Origin of the sequence: Sporosarcina sp. PTS2304 (assembly GCF_003351785.1) — a bacterium.
In the GTDB taxonomy this organism is placed as follows: domain Bacteria; phylum Bacillota; class Bacilli; order Bacillales_A; family Planococcaceae; genus Sporosarcina.
On the sequence record NZ_CP031230.1, the window covers coordinates 3,130,346 to 3,147,169 of the forward strand.

20 protein-coding genes are annotated in these 16,824 nt (G+C 45.5%); 10 read left to right on the forward strand and 10 right to left on the reverse strand.

Annotation, left to right across the window (positions count from 1 at the left end):
• Positions 1-10: 10 nt before the first annotated feature.
• Positions 11-400, forward strand: coding sequence for an ectoine synthase (locus DV702_RS14980; protein ID WP_114925472.1), 390 nt, complete (start codon positions 11-13; stop codon positions 398-400).
• On the opposite strand, the gene DV702_RS17380 is transcribed toward DV702_RS14980, so the two are convergent.
• Entirely contained in the window at positions 361-1,053 is a 693-nt protein-coding gene (locus tag DV702_RS17380; RefSeq protein ID WP_371682764.1) for a hypothetical protein, read from the reverse strand. The genes DV702_RS14980 and DV702_RS17380 overlap by 40 nt on opposite strands.
• Between DV702_RS17380 and DV702_RS16905 the strand changes: the two genes are divergently transcribed.
• Positions 935-1,186 carry a hypothetical protein gene (locus tag DV702_RS16905; protein ID WP_162805825.1) on the forward strand — a complete coding sequence of 84 codons (252 nt, stop codon included), beginning with the start codon at positions 935-937 and terminating at the stop codon, positions 1,184-1,186. The two genes, DV702_RS17380 and DV702_RS16905, sit on opposite strands and share 119 nt — an antisense overlap.
• A gap of 186 nt (positions 1,187-1,372) precedes the next feature.
• Here DV702_RS16905 and DV702_RS14985 read toward each other — a convergent pair whose 3' ends face one another.
• Both DV702_RS14985 and DV702_RS14995 read right to left on the reverse strand, forming a co-directional pair.
• Positions 1,373-2,536, reverse strand: a complete 1,164-nt coding sequence (locus DV702_RS14985; RefSeq protein ID WP_114924934.1) for an IS256 family transposase — start codon at positions 2,534-2,536, stop codon at positions 1,373-1,375.
• 606 nt (positions 2,537-3,142) lie between these two features.
• Complete coding sequence (locus DV702_RS14995; RefSeq protein ID WP_114924934.1) at positions 3,143-4,306, reverse strand: IS256 family transposase; 1,164 nt, start codon at positions 4,304-4,306, stop codon at positions 3,143-3,145.
• Positions 4,307-4,413: 107 nt separating this feature from the next.
• On the opposite strand from DV702_RS14995, the gene DV702_RS17250 reads away from it, so the two are divergent.
• Positions 4,414-4,539, forward strand: coding sequence for a hypothetical protein (locus tag DV702_RS17250; protein ID WP_256359806.1), 126 nt, complete (start codon positions 4,414-4,416; stop codon positions 4,537-4,539).
• A gap of 152 nt (positions 4,540-4,691) precedes the next feature.
• The gene (locus DV702_RS15000; protein WP_240315636.1) at positions 4,692-5,282 is read left to right on the forward strand and encodes a superoxide dismutase family protein; all 591 of its coding nucleotides are present in this window, start codon (positions 4,692-4,694) and stop codon (positions 5,280-5,282) included.
• A gap of 78 nt (positions 5,283-5,360) precedes the next feature.
• On the opposite strand, the gene DV702_RS15005 is transcribed toward DV702_RS15000, so the two are convergent.
• From DV702_RS15005 to DV702_RS15015, 3 genes are all read right to left on the reverse strand, one after another.
• Entirely contained in the window at positions 5,361-5,651 is a 291-nt protein-coding gene (locus DV702_RS15005; RefSeq protein ID WP_114925474.1) for a DUF2653 family protein, read from the reverse strand.
• A complete protein-coding gene (locus DV702_RS15010) occupies positions 5,636-6,100 on the reverse strand; it encodes a hypothetical protein (protein WP_114925475.1) in 465 nt (154 codons plus the stop codon). The genes DV702_RS15005 and DV702_RS15010 overlap by 16 nt, the downstream gene beginning before the upstream one ends.
• Positions 6,101-6,198: 98 nt before the next feature.
• Positions 6,199-7,326 carry a CAP domain-containing protein gene (locus DV702_RS15015; protein ID WP_240315637.1) on the reverse strand — a complete coding sequence of 376 codons (1,128 nt, stop codon included), beginning with the start codon at positions 7,324-7,326 and terminating at the stop codon, positions 6,199-6,201.
• 277 nt (positions 7,327-7,603) lie between these two features.
• On the opposite strand from DV702_RS15015, the gene DV702_RS15020 reads away from it, so the two are divergent.
• The 3 genes from DV702_RS15020 to DV702_RS15025 are packed head-to-tail and all read left to right on the forward strand — an operon-like array spanning position 7,604 to position 9,077.
• Positions 7,604-8,065: a hypothetical protein gene (locus DV702_RS15020; protein ID WP_114925477.1), complete on the forward strand. Its 462-nt coding sequence runs from the start codon at positions 7,604-7,606 to the stop codon at positions 8,063-8,065.
• Positions 8,066-8,086: 21 nt separating this feature from the next.
• On the forward strand, positions 8,087-8,254 hold the full coding sequence (locus tag DV702_RS16910; RefSeq protein ID WP_162805826.1) for a hypothetical protein: 168 nt from the start codon (positions 8,087-8,089) through the stop codon (positions 8,252-8,254).
• Between the two features lie 58 nt (positions 8,255-8,312).
• The gene (locus tag DV702_RS15025; protein WP_114925478.1) at positions 8,313-9,077 is read left to right on the forward strand and encodes a hypothetical protein; all 765 of its coding nucleotides are present in this window, start codon (positions 8,313-8,315) and stop codon (positions 9,075-9,077) included.
• On the opposite strand, the gene DV702_RS15030 is transcribed toward DV702_RS15025, so the two are convergent.
• The 4 genes from DV702_RS15030 to DV702_RS15045 form a co-directional block, all read right to left on the reverse strand.
• The gene (locus DV702_RS15030) at positions 8,991-11,171 is read right to left on the reverse strand and encodes an MMPL family transporter (RefSeq protein ID WP_205407189.1); all 2,181 of its coding nucleotides are present in this window, start codon (positions 11,169-11,171) and stop codon (positions 8,991-8,993) included. The two genes, DV702_RS15025 and DV702_RS15030, sit on opposite strands and share 87 nt — an antisense overlap.
• 106 nt (positions 11,172-11,277) lie before the next feature.
• The gene (locus DV702_RS15035; protein ID WP_114925480.1) at positions 11,278-11,478 is read right to left on the reverse strand and encodes a cold-shock protein; all 201 of its coding nucleotides are present in this window, start codon (positions 11,476-11,478) and stop codon (positions 11,278-11,280) included.
• A gap of 156 nt (positions 11,479-11,634) precedes the next feature.
• Positions 11,635-12,633, reverse strand: a complete 999-nt coding sequence (locus DV702_RS15040; RefSeq protein WP_114925481.1) for an inorganic phosphate transporter — start codon at positions 12,631-12,633, stop codon at positions 11,635-11,637.
• A gap of 13 nt (positions 12,634-12,646) precedes the next feature.
• Positions 12,647-13,267, reverse strand: a complete 621-nt coding sequence (locus DV702_RS15045) for a DUF47 domain-containing protein (protein WP_114925482.1) — start codon at positions 13,265-13,267, stop codon at positions 12,647-12,649.
• A gap of 174 nt (positions 13,268-13,441) precedes the next feature.
• Between DV702_RS15045 and DV702_RS15050 the strand changes: the two genes are divergently transcribed.
• The 3 genes from DV702_RS15050 to DV702_RS15060 all read left to right on the forward strand — a co-directional run bounded on the left by DV702_RS15050 (position 13,442) and on the right by DV702_RS15060 (position 16,718).
• Complete coding sequence (locus tag DV702_RS15050) at positions 13,442-14,653, forward strand: multidrug effflux MFS transporter (protein ID WP_371682715.1); 1,212 nt, start codon at positions 13,442-13,444, stop codon at positions 14,651-14,653.
• 69 nt (positions 14,654-14,722) lie between these two features.
• A complete protein-coding gene (fumC, locus tag DV702_RS15055) occupies positions 14,723-16,105 on the forward strand; it encodes a class II fumarate hydratase (protein ID WP_114925483.1) in 1,383 nt (460 codons plus the stop codon).
• 88 nt (positions 16,106-16,193) lie between these two features.
• A complete protein-coding gene (locus tag DV702_RS15060) occupies positions 16,194-16,718 on the forward strand; it encodes a PCYCGC motif-containing (lipo)protein (RefSeq protein WP_114925484.1) in 525 nt (174 codons plus the stop codon).
• Positions 16,719-16,824 lie beyond the last annotated feature (106 nt).

Below are 16,824 nucleotides of genomic sequence, written 5' to 3' on the forward strand. Positions count from 1 at the left end.
GAGATTATTAGTGATTGTACGTACAGTTGATGAAATTATAGGCAGCGAAAATGAAACAAAAGCAGAAACGTGGGCAAGTCGTCGCTTCTTGCTGAAGAAAGATCAGATGGGATTTTCGTTTCACGAGACGATTATTTATGCGGGAACTGAAACGCATATTCATTATCAAAATCACTTAGAAGCTGTGTATTGCGTGGCGGGTGACGGTGAAATTGAAACAGTCGCCGACGGAAAAGTATATCCGATCCAAGATGGCACGATGTATGCGCTGAATGAAAACGACGAGCATTATTTGCGCGGCGGGAATGAAGATATGCGGTTAATCTGCGTCTTTAATCCGCCACTCGTCGGAACAGAGACTCACGATGAACATGGCGTGTACCCGTTGATTGAAGAGTGATAGATAGAGAAGACTCCGAAGCTTTGGCTTTGGAGTCTTTTTGTTGCGGTGGGGGATAGGGTGAGTGTTTGTCCGCTCATAGGGTGCGTGTTACCGCTCATAGGGTGCGTGTTACCGCTCATAGGGTGCGTGTTACCGCTCATAGGGTGCGTGTTACCGCTCATAGGGTGAGTGTTATTACCGCTCATAGGGTGCGTGTTTCTGCTCATAGGGTACGTGTTACCGCTCATAGGGTGAGTGTTATTACCGCTCATAGGGTGCGTGTTTCTGCTCATAGGGTACGTGTTACCGCTCATAGAGTGCGTGTTACCGCTCATAGGGTACGTGTTACCGCTCATAGGGTGAGTGTTACCGCTCATAGGGTACGTGTTACCGCTCATAGGGTACGTGTTACCGCTCATAGGGTGAGTGTTACCGCTCATAGGGTACGTGTTACCGCTCATAGAGTGTGTGTTACCGCTCATAGGGTGAGTGTTACCGCTCATAGGGTGAGTGTTACCGCTCATAGGGTACGTGTTACCGCTCATAGAGTGAGTGTTACCGCTCATAGGGTACGTGTTTCTGCTCATAGGGTACGTGTTACCGCTCATAGGGTACGTGTTACCGCTCATAGAGTGTGTGTTACCGCTCATAGAGTGTGTGTTACCGCTCATAGGGTACGTGTTACCGCTCATAGGGTACGTGTTACCGCTCATAGGGTACGTGTTTCTGCTCATAGAGTGTGTGTTACCGCTCATAGGGTACGTGTTACCGCTCATAGAGTGCGTGTTACCGCTCATAGAGTGAGTGTTTCCGCTCATAGAGTGTGTGTTACCGCTCATAGGGTACATGTTACCGCTCATAGAGTGAGTCAAGTCCTTGATCTTGTGTAAATTACTTATCCCCTATTGAATGTCACTTCACGGATAGTTCGATTTGCTGTTCCCGCAGGGAGGGGGTACCCCCTCCCTGCGGGAACAGTTTTGTTTTGACTTACCGTAGCGGGCTGCCTTTTTGTAGACGTTCATCCGCCTCCATCAGCACAGCACCGATCAGTCGAAAGGCAGACTGCTCATTTGGAAAAATGCGGATGACTTGTTCTCTTCTTCGCACTTCTTGATTTAAGCGTTCTAGGTGATTGGTAGAACTTGTATAGCGATGATAACGAGAAGGCTCATTTAAGAACTGCGTGGCCTCATCATAGCCTCCCTCAAGAATATCTAACGCTTTTTGAACACGTGGCTCTTTCGCATACTTCTCTACCAGCCGTTCTTTCGCTTCCCGAGCTCCTTCAAGATCAGAGCTCATAAAAATAGTGCGCACGTCCGCCATAAAGGATTTGGCCATTTTTTTCGGTAATGCTTTTAGTAGATTCCGCTTGAAATGGACAGTACATCGTTGCCAAGAAGTCCCGACAAACTCCTGGCTAATCGCCTTCTTGAGCCCCTCATGTGCATCCGAGATGACAAGGTCAGGAGATTGGAGTCCACGTCGCTTTAGACTCTGGAGGAACGACTGCCAAGCTTCGAAACTCTCTGCTTGATCAATTTTCAGCCCCACCACTTCCCGGCGGTTGTCCGTGCTGATCGCCGTCGCGATATAAACTGCTTTGGAAACCACTTTTCGATTCTCACGGACTTTGATATACATGGCGTCCACATGCAAGTAACGATACGTCGTCACATTCAAAGGACGGCTGGCCCATTGGTTGACGATCGGATCGAGCTGGGCAGTCAGTGAAGATACGAAAGATTTAGAAACCGTTTCTCCGCATAATGTCTCGATAACATTCGTCACTTTCCTTGTGGAAACGCCACTGACCACCATCTCTAGCATGGAAAGCATAAACGCCTGGTCCACCCGTGCATATTTTTCAAAAACCGATGTCGAAAAACCACCTTCTCGTGTACGCGGAACTTTTAATTTCACGCGCCCGACAGTGATCATCAGTTCTCGTTCATAGTAGCCGTTGCGATAGTCACGTCGCTCAGCTACTCGTTCATATTTGGCCGTTTCCAAATACTCATCTCTTTCTTTTTCCATATACTCATTTAATATGAGAACGACAGCAGATTTCAGCACGTTGTCCAGATTAGAAGTCATCACCGCTTCTTTTAGTTCTTCCTCGTTTATGTTAAGATAATCAAATAGGGTCATCATCAATTCCTCCTCAATGTGATCGTGGTTGTGAACATTGTAACATAGGGAATTGATGTGGCTCTTTTTCTATTTACACAATTATATGGACTTTATCTGACTTTCGCTCATAGGAAGTGACTTTCGCTCATAGGAAGTGGCTTCGCGCTCATAGAAGTGCGTCAACCGCTCATAGAGACATGACTTTCGCTCATAGGAAGTGGCTTCGTGCTCATAGAGACGTGACTTTCGCTCATAGGAAGTGGCTTCGCGCTCATAAAAGTGCGTCAACCGCTCATAGAGACATGACTTTCGCTCATAGGAAGTGGCTTCGCGCTTATAGAATTGCGTCAACCGCTCATAGAGACGTGACTTTCGCTCATAGGAAGTGGCTTCGCGCTCATAAAAGTGCGTCAACCGCTCATAGAGACATGACTTTCGCTCATAGGAAGTGGCTTCGCGCTCATAGAATTGCGTCAACCGCTCATAGAGACGTGACTTTCAGTCAAGTCCTTGATCTTGTGTAAATTACTTATCCCCTATTGAATGTCACTTCACGGATAGTTCGATTTGCTGTTCCCGCAGGGAGGGGGTACCCCCTCCCTGCGGGAACAGTTTTGTTTTGACTTACCGTAGCGGGCTGCCTTTTTGTAGACGTTCATCCGCCTCCATCAGCACAGCACCGATCAGTCGAAAGGCAGACTGCTCATTTGGAAAAATGCGGATGACTTGTTCTCTTCTTCGCACTTCTTGATTTAAGCGTTCTAGGTGATTGGTAGAACTTGTATAGCGATGATAACGAGAAGGCTCATTTAAGAACTGCGTGGCCTCATCATAGCCTCCCTCAAGAATATCTAACGCTTTTTGAACACGTGGCTCTTTCGCATACTTCTCTACCAGCCGTTCTTTCGCTTCCCGAGCTCCTTCAAGATCAGAGCTCATAAAAATAGTGCGCACGTCCGCCATAAAGGATTTGGCCATTTTTTTCGGTAATGCTTTTAGTAGATTCCGCTTGAAATGGACAGTACATCGTTGCCAAGAAGTCCCGACAAACTCCTGGCTAATCGCCTTCTTGAGCCCCTCATGTGCATCCGAGATGACAAGGTCAGGAGATTGGAGTCCACGTCGCTTTAGACTCTGGAGGAACGACTGCCAAGCTTCGAAACTCTCTGCTTGATCAATTTTCAGCCCCACCACTTCCCGGCGGTTGTCCGTGCTGATCGCCGTCGCGATATAAACTGCTTTGGAAACCACTTTTCGATTCTCACGGACTTTGATATACATGGCGTCCACATGCAAGTAACGATACGTCGTCACATTCAAAGGACGGCTGGCCCATTGGTTGACGATCGGATCGAGCTGGGCAGTCAGTGAAGATACGAAAGATTTAGAAACCGTTTCTCCGCATAATGTCTCGATAACATTCGTCACTTTCCTTGTGGAAACGCCACTGACCACCATCTCTAGCATGGAAAGCATAAACGCCTGGTCCACCCGTGCATATTTTTCAAAAACCGATGTCGAAAAACCACCTTCTCGTGTACGCGGAACTTTTAATTTCACGCGCCCGACAGTGATCATCAGTTCTCGTTCATAGTAGCCGTTGCGATAGTCACGTCGCTCAGCTACTCGTTCATATTTGGCCGTTTCCAAATACTCATCTCTTTCTTTTTCCATATACTCATTTAATATGAGAACGACAGCAGATTTCAGCACGTTGTCCAGATTAGAAGTCATCACCGCTTCTTTTAGTTCTTCCTCGTTTATGTTAAGATAATCAAATAGGGTCATCATCAATTCCTCCTCAATGTGATCGTGGTTGTGAACATTGTAACATAGGGAATTGATGTGGCTCTTTTTCTATTTACACAATTATATGGACTTTATCCATAGAGTGCGTGTTACCGCTCATAGGGTACGTGTTACCGCTCATAGAGTGCGTGTTACCGCTCATAGAGTACGTGTTACCGCTCATAGAGTGCGTGTTACCGCTCATAGAGTGTGTGTTACCGCTCATAGAGTGAGTGTTTCCGCTCATAGGGTGTGACTTCACGCTCAAAAAAACATCATCTATGTTAGACAACCTAAAAAAGTGGGTACAGTCAGACTATGGATTCATTGTATAACATGCGGTGGATTGGAAAGAATGTACATAGTAGAAAAAGGAGGAATTTGTATGTGGAAATTACCGAGTATTGTGTTAGGGGCGGCTTTGTTGACGGCGGCTTGTGGTGGAGCTTCAGATGAAAAGGAGCCGGTCAATGGCAATGAAGATGCGGTAGTGGAGCAAGAAGAGACGATGACGGAAGTGGTAGCGCCCGTTCATAATACGGATGGTGATTCTATTGGGACTGTCACATTAACAGAGGGGCCTAGCGGTGTATCGATGAAAGTCGATGTGACGGGCTTGACACCGGGTGAGCATGGCATGCATTTCCATGAAACGGGAGTGTGTACAGCCCCAGACTTTAAAGCTTCTGCGGGAGGTCATTTTAATCCAACTGATGTAGAGCATGGTTTTGACAATCCAAAAGGACATCACTCAGGGGATTTAGAGAATCTGGTGGCGGATGAAGAAGGGAATGCCAGCGTCGAAATTACAGCAGATGTTGTAACTCTTGAAATGGGCAAGGACAATTCATTGCTTGACGATGATGGCACGGCGTTGATCATTCATGAAGGAGCGGACGATTATAAGACGGATCCTGCAGGTGATTCGGGTGCACCGTTTGCATGTGCTGAAATTACATCAACAAATGCACAATAAAGGGAAACGGCTTCTATCGAAAGAAGCCGTTTTTTTGCATGAAAAAGACGCTCCTGTCAAAAAGGAACGTCTGTCTATTTATCGAATTAACGCAATAATGCCTTCTTCATCATCCAGCTTCAGCTGAATACCCGCAGCCATCGGATCAAGATCAAGATATTGGTCAATCCATAAGCGAAGAGCCTCTACGAGACGCATCGTATCTAAATAATGCATCTGCCCGTTCAATTCCGCTTCGGCAGTAAAGCCTGTTTCATCGTCATAACCGAGCTCAACTTCCACATCATCAGGCATGGCACGCGCTTCTTTGGCGATTAAGACACATACCGCATTTGCTACGTCCTGCTCATAAATTATCTGCTGTTCCATGAGTTCATTTCCTCTTCTTTTTTACGTTGTTTCTCTTTGAAGAGTACGAAAATCTTGCGGATCATGAAGATGATGAAACCGATCGCGGCCACATTGATCAGTAACCCAAGGATGGATCCGAGAACTCCCATATTGGCGAATAAGCTACCAAATAATAGACCTGCTAGACCACCGACGAGCAGACCTTTCATCAAGCCGCCACCCATACTAGGCTTTTTCGCTGTGTTGCCGGTAGCTGTCTTGTCATTATTTTGCTTTACATTGTCTTGCTTTGTATTATCTTGCTTCTTTTCAATTTTGTTCGGTTGTACTTTGTTTGGCGTGCTGAAGCTCTTCTTGCCAGACTTATAGCCTCGTGCTTCCGCAGTAATTTCATCTTGAAAGATGATGTTTCCGATTGGCGACAAAATTAACGTCGCAGCTAGAAAAAATGCAGCTAGTTTTTTCAATTGATATTCTCCTTTGATGCTGTAATGAAGACTCTTTCACTATAAAAGGCCTTGTCTTTATTTTACTTGAAAGCATTGTACAATGAAAGGAAAACCCCTTACTTGGCGAAGAAGTTTTCCGTATAAAATGGCTGTTCTTTGTCGCTGAAATCTACTCCGATTCCTAGATATTGATAATCCCGTATTAATATATTTTCGCGGTGACCTTTGGAATTCATCAATCCTTCGTGAGCGAAAATGCTACTGGATTGTCCATACGCCAAATTCTCTCCGGCACTGACAAATGACACGCCTTCTTTTTTCATGCGATCGAAAGGAGATTCGCCCTGCAAGTTTTCATGGCTGAAATAATCATGCATCGCCATATCTAAACTATGCTTGCGCGCGGTAATAGACGCTTTTTCATCCCACTGCAAAATCGACCGTCCGTGACGCACTCTTGCCGCATTCGTTAGATCAAATAACTGGAGTTCGAAGCCTTTGCGCAGCGCATCGTTTTTCGGTGCGTAGAGCGCAGATTTCTTTTGTTCGAGCGCATCAGAAATTAGCTGAATGGCGGTAACTTGGTTATGCTTATGCAAATCGTAAAAAACATATATATACATGCCGTTCGAATGAAAAATATCCATGCCTTCATCTTTTTGCATTTTGTAAATATTCGTTCCTTTGCGAATTTCTGTAATGGGTTCCCCCATCGACTCGCGAACGTCGGCTTGTAAAGCACCATACTCGATGCCGATAGATGAAGAGATTAGTCGATCATTCGTATAAATTGCTTGTACATTTCGTTTCGCATCATATGAAAGCATAACAAAGTTTTGATAGTTTTGATGAAAGGTCAGCCATTCCGTCCCGTATTCATTCATCGTTTGACGAACAGGTACCCCTAGTTCCGCCTGTACTTCCGCTTCAGACATGCCGATTTCGATGTTGTGAATGGAAAGAATTCCTTGTTTCGGCGTTTCGAGCGCAGGTTGTTCGACGGGATCCGGCGCGCGAGAAGAAGCTGTTTTTTCTGAAATGAACGTGACGATGGTAGTAATCGATTGTTTTGTATAATCAAGCGCAGATTCAATCGTTTCCTCATTCAGTACGGATTCTACACGTGCATCGAGCGGATCCAGGAACGATAAATCCACATATTCGGACACCGGACCTTCCCACCACGGTTTGGCAGCGTATACAATCACGACTAAGATGAGCAACTGAAAAAGGCGTTTTATCATGTGACACCCACTCCTCTCATGTATTATACTCTTTTTTCATGCGGTCAATACAGCAGAAGCTATTGAATTGTTGAAAGTTTTCGTCCAGACGAGCATTAAAAAGGGTATACTAAAAAAAGAATGGAAAGTCTGGAAGGAGTGGATGGCGTGTTCGGTGGTGTGAGCAGTGTACCTTCCTGGTTCTATATCGTCGCATTTGCAGTCATTATCTTGCTAGTTTTATTTATCGAATGGAAAACGAGGTAATGATAGAATTTTATTAGAAAGAAGGAAAACGATGTTAACATTTGAAGAGAAACAACTAATTATAGAAGAGTTCCCGGAGCTTGTAAAAAAAGAAGTGTCTATGAAACGCTTGAACTATCATTATGAAGAGTCATTGTTCGATAAAACAGTCGTCGTTCAACATTTGCATCCGAACGGCAACGCATTCGTTTATGTAGCGGGCATTGAAGGGTACGAGCCGGATGATCGCGGCCTTGTTAATGTGCGGGATTTTACTGCGGATGAACTGCGGTCAGTGATTCGCGCGGCAGTCGAAGGGCTTGCAACAGAAGCTCCTGAAAAAGAAGAGATCAGTGAGACGTGGCAACATCCAGAAGGCTCGATGGTGACGTTGCTGGAAGAAGACGGTTTCTTTAACGTCTACCACGGATCCAATCTGGAAGAAGGTTTCGGTGATTATGCAGAAGCCGCTAGTTACTTGAAAGAAGAAGGCTTTTCAGTCAAAACGAAATAAAGGCAATAGGGGTGAACTCAAATGAAAGGCAAAACAGTCGCAATCGGCTTGATCATTTGCGTTGTCGCTGTAGTGGCGGCGATCTATTTCATGGTACAGGCAACCTTTAAAAACAATCCAACACAAAAAAATCATCAATCTATCGAAGACGTGTCATACAGTGAACGCGGCTCGTTTGGTTGGCAATAAGAAAAGCAGTTACTCATCGTTTGAGTAACTGCTTTTTTGTGTGAGGTGGCCGCGTGCTATGAGCGGAAGTCGTCATTCTATGATCAGAACCGCACGTGCTATGAGCGGAAGTCGTCATTCTATGATCGGAACCGCGCGTGCTATGAGCGGAAGTGGTCATTCTATGATCGGAACCGCGCGTGCTATGAGCGGAAGTGGTCATTCTATGATCGGAACCGCGCGTGCTATGAGCGGAAGTGGTCATTCTATGATCGGAACCGCACGTGCTATGAGCGGAAGTGGTCATTCTATGATCGGAACCGCGCGTGCTATGAGCGGAAGTGGTCATTCTATGATCAGAACCGCACGTGCTATGAGCGGAAGTGGTCATTCTATGATCGGAACCGCACGTGCTATGAGCGGAAGTGGTCATTCTATGATCGGAACCGCACGTGCTATGAGCGGAAGTGGTCATTCTATGATCGGAACCGCGCGTGCTATGAGCGGAAGTGGTCATTCTATGATCAGAACCGCACGTGCTATGAGCGGAAGTGGTCATTCTATGATCGGAACCGCACGTGCTATGAGCGGAAGTGGTCATTCTATGATCGGAACCGCACGTGCTATGAGCGGAAGTGGTCATTCTATGATCAGAACCGCGCGTGCTATGAGCGGAAGTAGTCATTCTATGATCGGAACCGCGCGTGCTATGAGCGGAAGTGGTCATTCTATGATCGGAACCTCACACTTCATCCGTTCACTCTTCGCGCCCTCTAGATATCTGGCTGTTCGAGCGGTACAGTCCTTTACCGAATGGGAGCCACCAGTTCCATTTGCCGAATAGTTTCATCAGGCTTGGGACGAGAAGGAGCCGGATGATGGTTGCATCGATTGCGACAGCGACAGCAATGCCGACGCCGATTTGCTTGACGGGCATGACGTCGGTGAATGCGAATGCACCTGTAAGGACGATCATGATAAGTGCGGCAGAAGTGATGACTTTACTCGTGGTAGCGAGTCCCTCTACAGTGGATTTGTCGTTATCAAATGAATACGAGAATTCCTCTTGCATGCGAGAGATTAAAAATACTTCATAGTCCATACTCAAACCGAAGACGAGACTGAAGACGATGACGGGAATGATGAGCGCCACCGTGCCAGGATGCAGCCCAAAATGACCGTATTGGAAAATGTACACTAAGATTCCGAATGTGGCAGAGAGTCCTAAAATATTCATCAAAATCGCTTTGATCGGGATGATTAACGATCGAAATGCGACTAATAAGATGAAAAATGTGGAAACAACAATAATAAGCAAGACGTAGACGATGTGATCTGCAATTTCATCGAAAATTTCTTGGTTGAAACGTGGCTCTCCGCCAATCAGCAAGTTCCAGTCGGCTGTAGCGGACCAGTCACGTACCCAATCTTGGGCTTCATTTGAACTGCCGGCTGCGCGTAAGGTGACGGGAATCAGCAGTCGGTTCGTGTCGGTCAACTCTTTTAATAATGGATTTAGCTGATCATATAGCGGAGGCACTTTTAGCCGGTTTTCCCACTCGGCTGGTGTTTCGATGCCGCTAAGAGTGAAGATCGTCGAAACGTCCTTTACTAATGAGTCCTCCGTTAACTGGTCTTGAAGTGTTTTCATCGCGTTAAGGCCTTCAGTCGTTTTCCATCCACCTTCACGTTCAGCCAATATATAGACGGTACTTTCCGCATCAAGTTCGAATGTCTCTTGCATTTTTTCGAAGGCGGTACGGGTGTCGAATGACTCTGGCAATGAATCAATTTGGGGAATTGTCAGTTCCATATTGCGTACAGGAATAACTGCGATCGCTAGCAGCACAAACGCTACGAGAGCAATGGTTACAGGTCTTTTAATGACACCGTTCGCAAACTTGCGCCAGCCATTCGCATCTTCTGTGTGATCTTTCAGCAATCGCCCTTTATGAATTCGTTCGCCTAACACTAAAAGAACTGCCGGCAATAAAGTGAGTGAAGAAATAACGGCCATGCCGACGACGATCATACCGCCAACCGCGATATTCATGAAAATATCCACTCGAATAAGCAACATGGCGCCGAGTCCGATAAAGACACAGATCGCGGAGAAAATAATCGAGCGGCCCGCTGTGCGGATCGTCATAATAATAGAATCCACGATAGATTGCTTTTTTAATTCTTCGCGGTAACGGCTGATGAACAACAACGCAAAGTCGATACTTAGTGCCAGCCCGAGCATAGGGACGATATTGAGCACGAAAATGGACAGCTCCACTTGATTGCCTAGTATTCCCATCACACCTAACGTAGACACAACGGTACCGATTCCTACAATTAAAGGAACGAACGAAGCGACGATTGTGCCGAATGCGAACAGCAAAACGATGATTGCAATCGGCAAGCCAATAGCCTCCGCAGTCATCAAATCACGCTGACTTGCCTGATTGACGTCATGTTCAAATGCACCACCGCCTGTTAGGACGATACCTTCCTCTTTGGCAAATGAAGCGCGAATGTCTGAAACGACTTGCGGCATATTATCGGGTGCTTCATTGAAATGTAAGAGTGCATAAGATAAATCATTCGTATATTGTGCGTCTTCCGCTAACGGAGAAACGATTTCCGACGCAATGTGAAGCGTATCCAGTCTTTCTAAAGTAGCATCGATTTCGGCATCGGTTTTCCCATCGAATACGATCAACAATGACTCAGCAGGCAAGCCGAAATCTTCCGAGATGATCTTCATGACTTTTTCATGTTCGCCATCGACTCTAAATCCATCTCCTGCTAAAAGACCGGGAAGTTGAATGGCAAAGTACGTCATGATGCCGAAAAAGACAAGCCAGAAAGCAAGAATCCACTTATAAGACGTAGTGACAAACTTTGCGAATGGCAGCAATGTAGTTCCTCCTTTTCCTATGTATTGGGTCATATTGTATGTTCATCATAACGAAAAACGTACAGAATGTCTTATGGAAATAAGAAAAGAAATGCACAAAAAAACCACTCCCTAAAAGGAAGTGGTTTGTGAAGTTAAATTAGTTTTTAGTTACGTTAGTAGCTTGAAGTCCGCGCTGACCTTGTTCGATCTCGAATGATACTTCTTGACCTTCTTCAAGTGTTTTGAACCCGTCGCCTTGGATAGCTGAGAAGTGTACGAATACGTCGTCGCCATCTTCACGTTCGATGAAGCCATAACCTTTTTCTGCGTTAAACCATTTTACTTTACCTTGTTCCATGTTTGTTTCCTCCTTGTGTACGGTTGTGTACACATTGTATTACTATCCTTGCTCAATTTCTTAAAAACGGTCGAGATGAAATCATTGACCTTGCGTCGAACAAAAATAATTCTTCTTTATCATACCAAGTATTGTTAAAGATTGCAAGTTAAAATATTATAAGAAGAGTGCGAATAGTTTATAAACAATAGCCGCCACGATAGCTGAAATGGGCATTGTGATGACCCAAGTGAAGACGATTCTCTGCGCCACGCCCCACTTTACACCTTTAAAACGCTGTGCAGATCCCACTCCCATAATAGAAGAAGAAATCACGTGTGTCGTGCTGACTGGCAAGTGAAGAAGGGTGGCGCCGAAAATGATTATGGCAGAATTCAAGTCAGCTGCTATGCCGTGAATCGGTCGGATTTTCATGATTTTGCCGCCGACAGTTTTGATGATTTTATAGCCGCCGATTGACGTGCCAAGTCCCATTGCGGTAGCTGCTGCGATACGCACCCACAGCTGGATGTCATCGGACGTTTGCAATTCCGCAGCGATCAAAGCCATCGTCATAATTCCCATTGCTTTTTGTGCATCATTCGTTCCGTGCGTGAATGATTGAATAGCCGCTGTGGCGATTTGCATATAACGAATTCGTCGATTGGCTTTAAATAAATTTCGATTCTTTAATACCGTCCGTAAAATACTCATCACGATAAATCCGCCGACAAGCGCAATGAAAGGTGATAAGAGAAGGGCTTGAATGATCTTGATGAAGCCGCCGTAATTTAAAATGCCGAATCCAGCCGCCGCAATAGCAGCCCCTGCGATGGAACCGATCAAAGCATGCGATGAACTGGAAGGGATGCCGAAATACCACGTAACTAAGTTCCAAATGATAGCGGAAACGAGTGCTGCTAAAATGACGAGGGAGCCGTTATCCAGCGTAAACGGATCGACGATATCTTTTGTGATCGTCTTGGCCACCCCTGTAAATGTCATAGCACCGACAAAGTTCATAACCGCCGCCATCATAACGGCTGTGCGCGGTTTTAAAGCACGGGTCGAGACAGATGTGGCAATTGCGTTCGCTGTATCGTGAAATCCATTGATGAAGTCGAATGCTAAAGCGAACACGACCACGAGAATGGTCAATAGAAGAATCGTATCCATCAATCAGTGCTCCTTATGCGTTGCGCATGATGATTGTTTCGATATTATTTGCGACGTCCTGACAATAATCTGCGATATCTTCCAGCAACTCATACAAATCTTTTAGCTGAATGATACGAATAGGATCTTTTTCATTTAAAAATAATTGTTTAATCGATGTGCGCAACACTTCATCGCAAATACGCTCATATTCCTTTATTTGCACAGCATGCGTACGCATCTCGACTAGTTTTTTCTTCGTTAATAACTCCATGGCCGCAACGATTTCATCGGTACTTTTCATAATATTTTCGATAAACGTCTGCATGTATTCATCTATTTCAATGAAAGAAAACATTTCCAGATTGGCAAAATAATGTTCGATACCGTCCAAAATATCATCCATTGTAATAGCGATTTCCAAAATATCTTCTCGTTCGATAGGTGTGATAAACGACGCATTCAGTTTCGTAATCAGTTCATGAATCAATGTATCACCGGACGTTTCATATGCTTTCATGCGCGTGCTGACTTCCTGCAAATCAGCGATGCTTTCTACTTTACAGTCATTGGCATAATGCATCGATTGTTGAACGTGCAGAGCGATATCTAATAAGGCAGTGAAAAAAGGATCTGTTTTACGTTGACCTAACATGTAGCTACCTCCATCTATTATTGGCATCAATCGTTTATCCATCATACCAAAAGAAATACGTAAAAGGATAGCGAATGGTGTGAGGAATTGACTTTATATAAGAAGAAGTTTTGTATACAGAAATTAATTCGTGCTAGAATGAATGAATTATTAATAGAAATGAGTTTTGTCCACATGGAAAATCAATTACAAAAGAGTGTGCCGTTGCCGACGGTTTGGCTTGTCATGTTGCTTGGATCGCTGACGGCATTTGGTCCGTTGTCGATGGATATGTATTTGCCTGGATTGCCGGTTGTGGCGGAGGATTTAAGTGCCTCTACGTCTCTAGTTCAGTTGAGTTTGACGGCTTGTTTAGTCGGCTTGGGTGCGGGACAATTAGTGTTTGGACCGATGAGTGATATTTACGGCAGACGAAAGCCGCTGGTCATTAATTTGCTAGTGTATGCGGCAGCTTCTGTGCTTTGTGCGTTCAGTGTCAACATTTGGGTGTTCATCTTCTTGCGTTTCGTTCAAGGGATGACGGGGGCTGCGGGAATTGTCATCGCGCGGGCTTGTGCACGTGATTTATACGTAGGGAAAGAATTGACGAAGTTTATGGCGCTGTTGTCGATTGTCAGCGGGGCCGCTCCCATTCTTGCGCCGATTGCAGGAGGAGTCGTGTTGAGCTTCACGTCTTGGCAGGTCGTTTTCTTCATTTTAGGCGGGATTGGGTTCGTTATGTTCTTGGCGACGTTGTGGTTCTTGCCGGATACATTGCCTGTCGAACAGCGTGCAGAGGCGGGTATGCTTTCAGTCGTCAAAACGTTTGGCAGTTTAGTGAAGGACCCGTGGTTTATAAGTATCGCGCTGACATCGGGCTTTATCATGTCCAGCATGTTCGCATATATCGCAGGGTCACCGTTCGTTTTGCAAAATATATACGGTGTCAATGCGCAGCAATTTTCTCTGTTCTTTGCGCTCAACGGCATCGGGATCATTATCGCGGCTCAGTTAACGGGGCGTTTGGCCGGGAGAATTGAGGAAGTGAAGTTTTTGCGGACGGGCGTGCTTCTGTCGTTTTCAGGCAGTATTTTATTGGCGCTGGTCGTCTGGAATGAATGGTCCTTACCGTTTATCGCGATTGCATTGTTCATGATCGTCTCGAGTGTCGGGATGGTTTCTACCGCTTCTTTTTCATTGGCGATGCAAAGCCAGGGGAAATCAGCAGGTAGCGCGGCTGCATTTCTAGGGTTATTGCCTTTTGTCGGTGGTGCCATTGTTTCTCCGCTAGTCGGTCTAGCCGGCGATCAATCTGCCGCGCCGCTCGCTATAGTCGTTTTCGTCTGTAGCAGTTGTGCGATTTTATTGTTCTTCTTTGTTATCAGAAAAGCTTCTAACCCTTTTTAATTCAAATTTTCTCATAAATAAGGCATGATAGAGAAAGAGTCTGATTACAATTTCGAGAGGTGGATGAAAATGGAATATCGTATAGAACATGACACGTTCGGAGAAATACAAGTACCTGCAGACAAATTATGGGGGGCGCAAACACAGCGTAGTAAGCAGAACTTCAAAATCGGTGGCGAACATATTCCGCTTGGTGTCATTCAAGCATTTGCCCATTTAAAGAAATCAGCAGCGATTGCGAGTCATTCATTCGGCAACTTATCGGAAGCGAAGATGAAAGCGATCAAAACTGCAGCTGAAGAAGTAATCGAAGGCAAGTGGGACGAGCATTTCCCGTTAGTCGTTTGGCAAACAGGAAGTGGTACACAATCCAATATGAATATGAACGAAGTGTTAGCAAATCGTGGCAATCAGCTGTTGGAAGAGTGGGGCGAGGAAGAGCGTCTGCACCCGAACGACGATGTCAATAAATCTCAGAGTTCGAATGACACATTCCCGACAGCGCTTCATGTAGCGGGTGTCATTGCGGTAGAGCGTGAAGTGTTGCCGGCAATCGATAAGCTGAAAAAGACATTGCATCAGAAATCCGAAGACTTTATGGACATTATCAAAATTGGCCGGACGCACTTGCAAGATGCGACTCCGTTGACATTGGGACAAGAAATCAGTGGCTGGCACCGAATGTTGGAAAAAACGCGCAGTATGCTTGAAATTAGTGTGGAATCAATGAAAGAGCTTGCGATCGGTGGAACGGCAGTCGGTACAGGACTCAATGCACCAGCAGGCTTCGGTGATAAAGTGGCAGAAGAAATTTCGAAGTCTGTCGGTATCGACTTCACTTCAGCGACAAATAAGTTCCACGCACTGACAAGTTACGATGAAGTCGTTTATACACACGGCGCGCTCAAAGCGTTGGCAGCAGATTTGATGAAAGTGGCGAATGACGTCCGTTGGCTGGCAAGTGGTCCACGCTCAGGAATCGGTGAAATTACGATTCCGGAAAACGAGCCGGGCAGTTCGATTATGCCAGGGAAAGTGAATCCGACACAAAGTGAAGCGTTGACGATGGTCGTGGCCCAAGTGATGGGGAATGATGCAACGATCGGTTTCGCAGCGAGTCAGGGGAACTTTGAGCTTAACGTCTTTAAGCCGGTTATCATTTACAACTTCCTGCAATCTGCCAAATTATTAGCAGACGGTATGATCAGTTTCAACGATAATTGTGCAGTCGGTATCGAGCCGAATCGTGAAGAGATTGACAATAAAGTAAAGAATTCATTGATGCTAGTGACAGCGTTAAATCCGTATATTGGCTATGAAAATGCAGCGAAAATTGCGAAGAAAGCCCATAAAGAAGGCACAACACTAAAAGAAGCCGCTTTGTCTACGGGTTTACTGACAGAAGAGCAGTTTGACGAATACGTAGACCCAAGCAAAATGACAGGAAATTAATAATTTGTCATAAGATTGTGCGCGTGTGTTCGCAATGAATCGAGTATACTGAAGTTATTACGTTCACACGAAGGAGTTTCAACTAGCTATGAATAAGAAAATACTTGCGGCATTGGCGGCGCTCACTTTGGCGTTGGCGGCTTGTGGAAATGGTGCGACGGAAAAACCCGAAGAAGTCGATCCTCAAGATGTACGTGCTGAAGCTGGTCATGATCATACAGAACATCTTCCGAATGGTGATTTGCAAGAAGTGACTGCTTCAGCGGATATTTTGCCATCGTTTTTAGATGATAAGCCTGAAGATATGCGTATGGTTTACCAAGTGGCAGGCAAAGCGACGGATATTTTGGAGTATATGCCTTGCTACTGCGGCTGTGGCGATAGCGCGGGCCATAAGAGTAACTTGAATTGCTTCCTGGACGAAGTGCGTGAAGACGGTTCCGTTGTCTGGGACGATCATGGCACACGCTGCTTGGTTTGTCTGGAGATTGCAGTGAAATCTGTGCAGATGAAGCAAGACGGCAAATCCATGAAAGAAATCCGCGATGCCATTGATGCGGAGTACGGCAATGGAAATTATGCAAAGCCAACAGATACACCAATGCCAGCTTAATCGCAACCAGTTCACCCCCCTTTCCTTTTTAGGAAAGGGGGTGTTTTCATTGAAGCATGTGTTGTCGCGCTCATAGGGTGAGTGTTTCCGCTCATAGCGTGTGTTG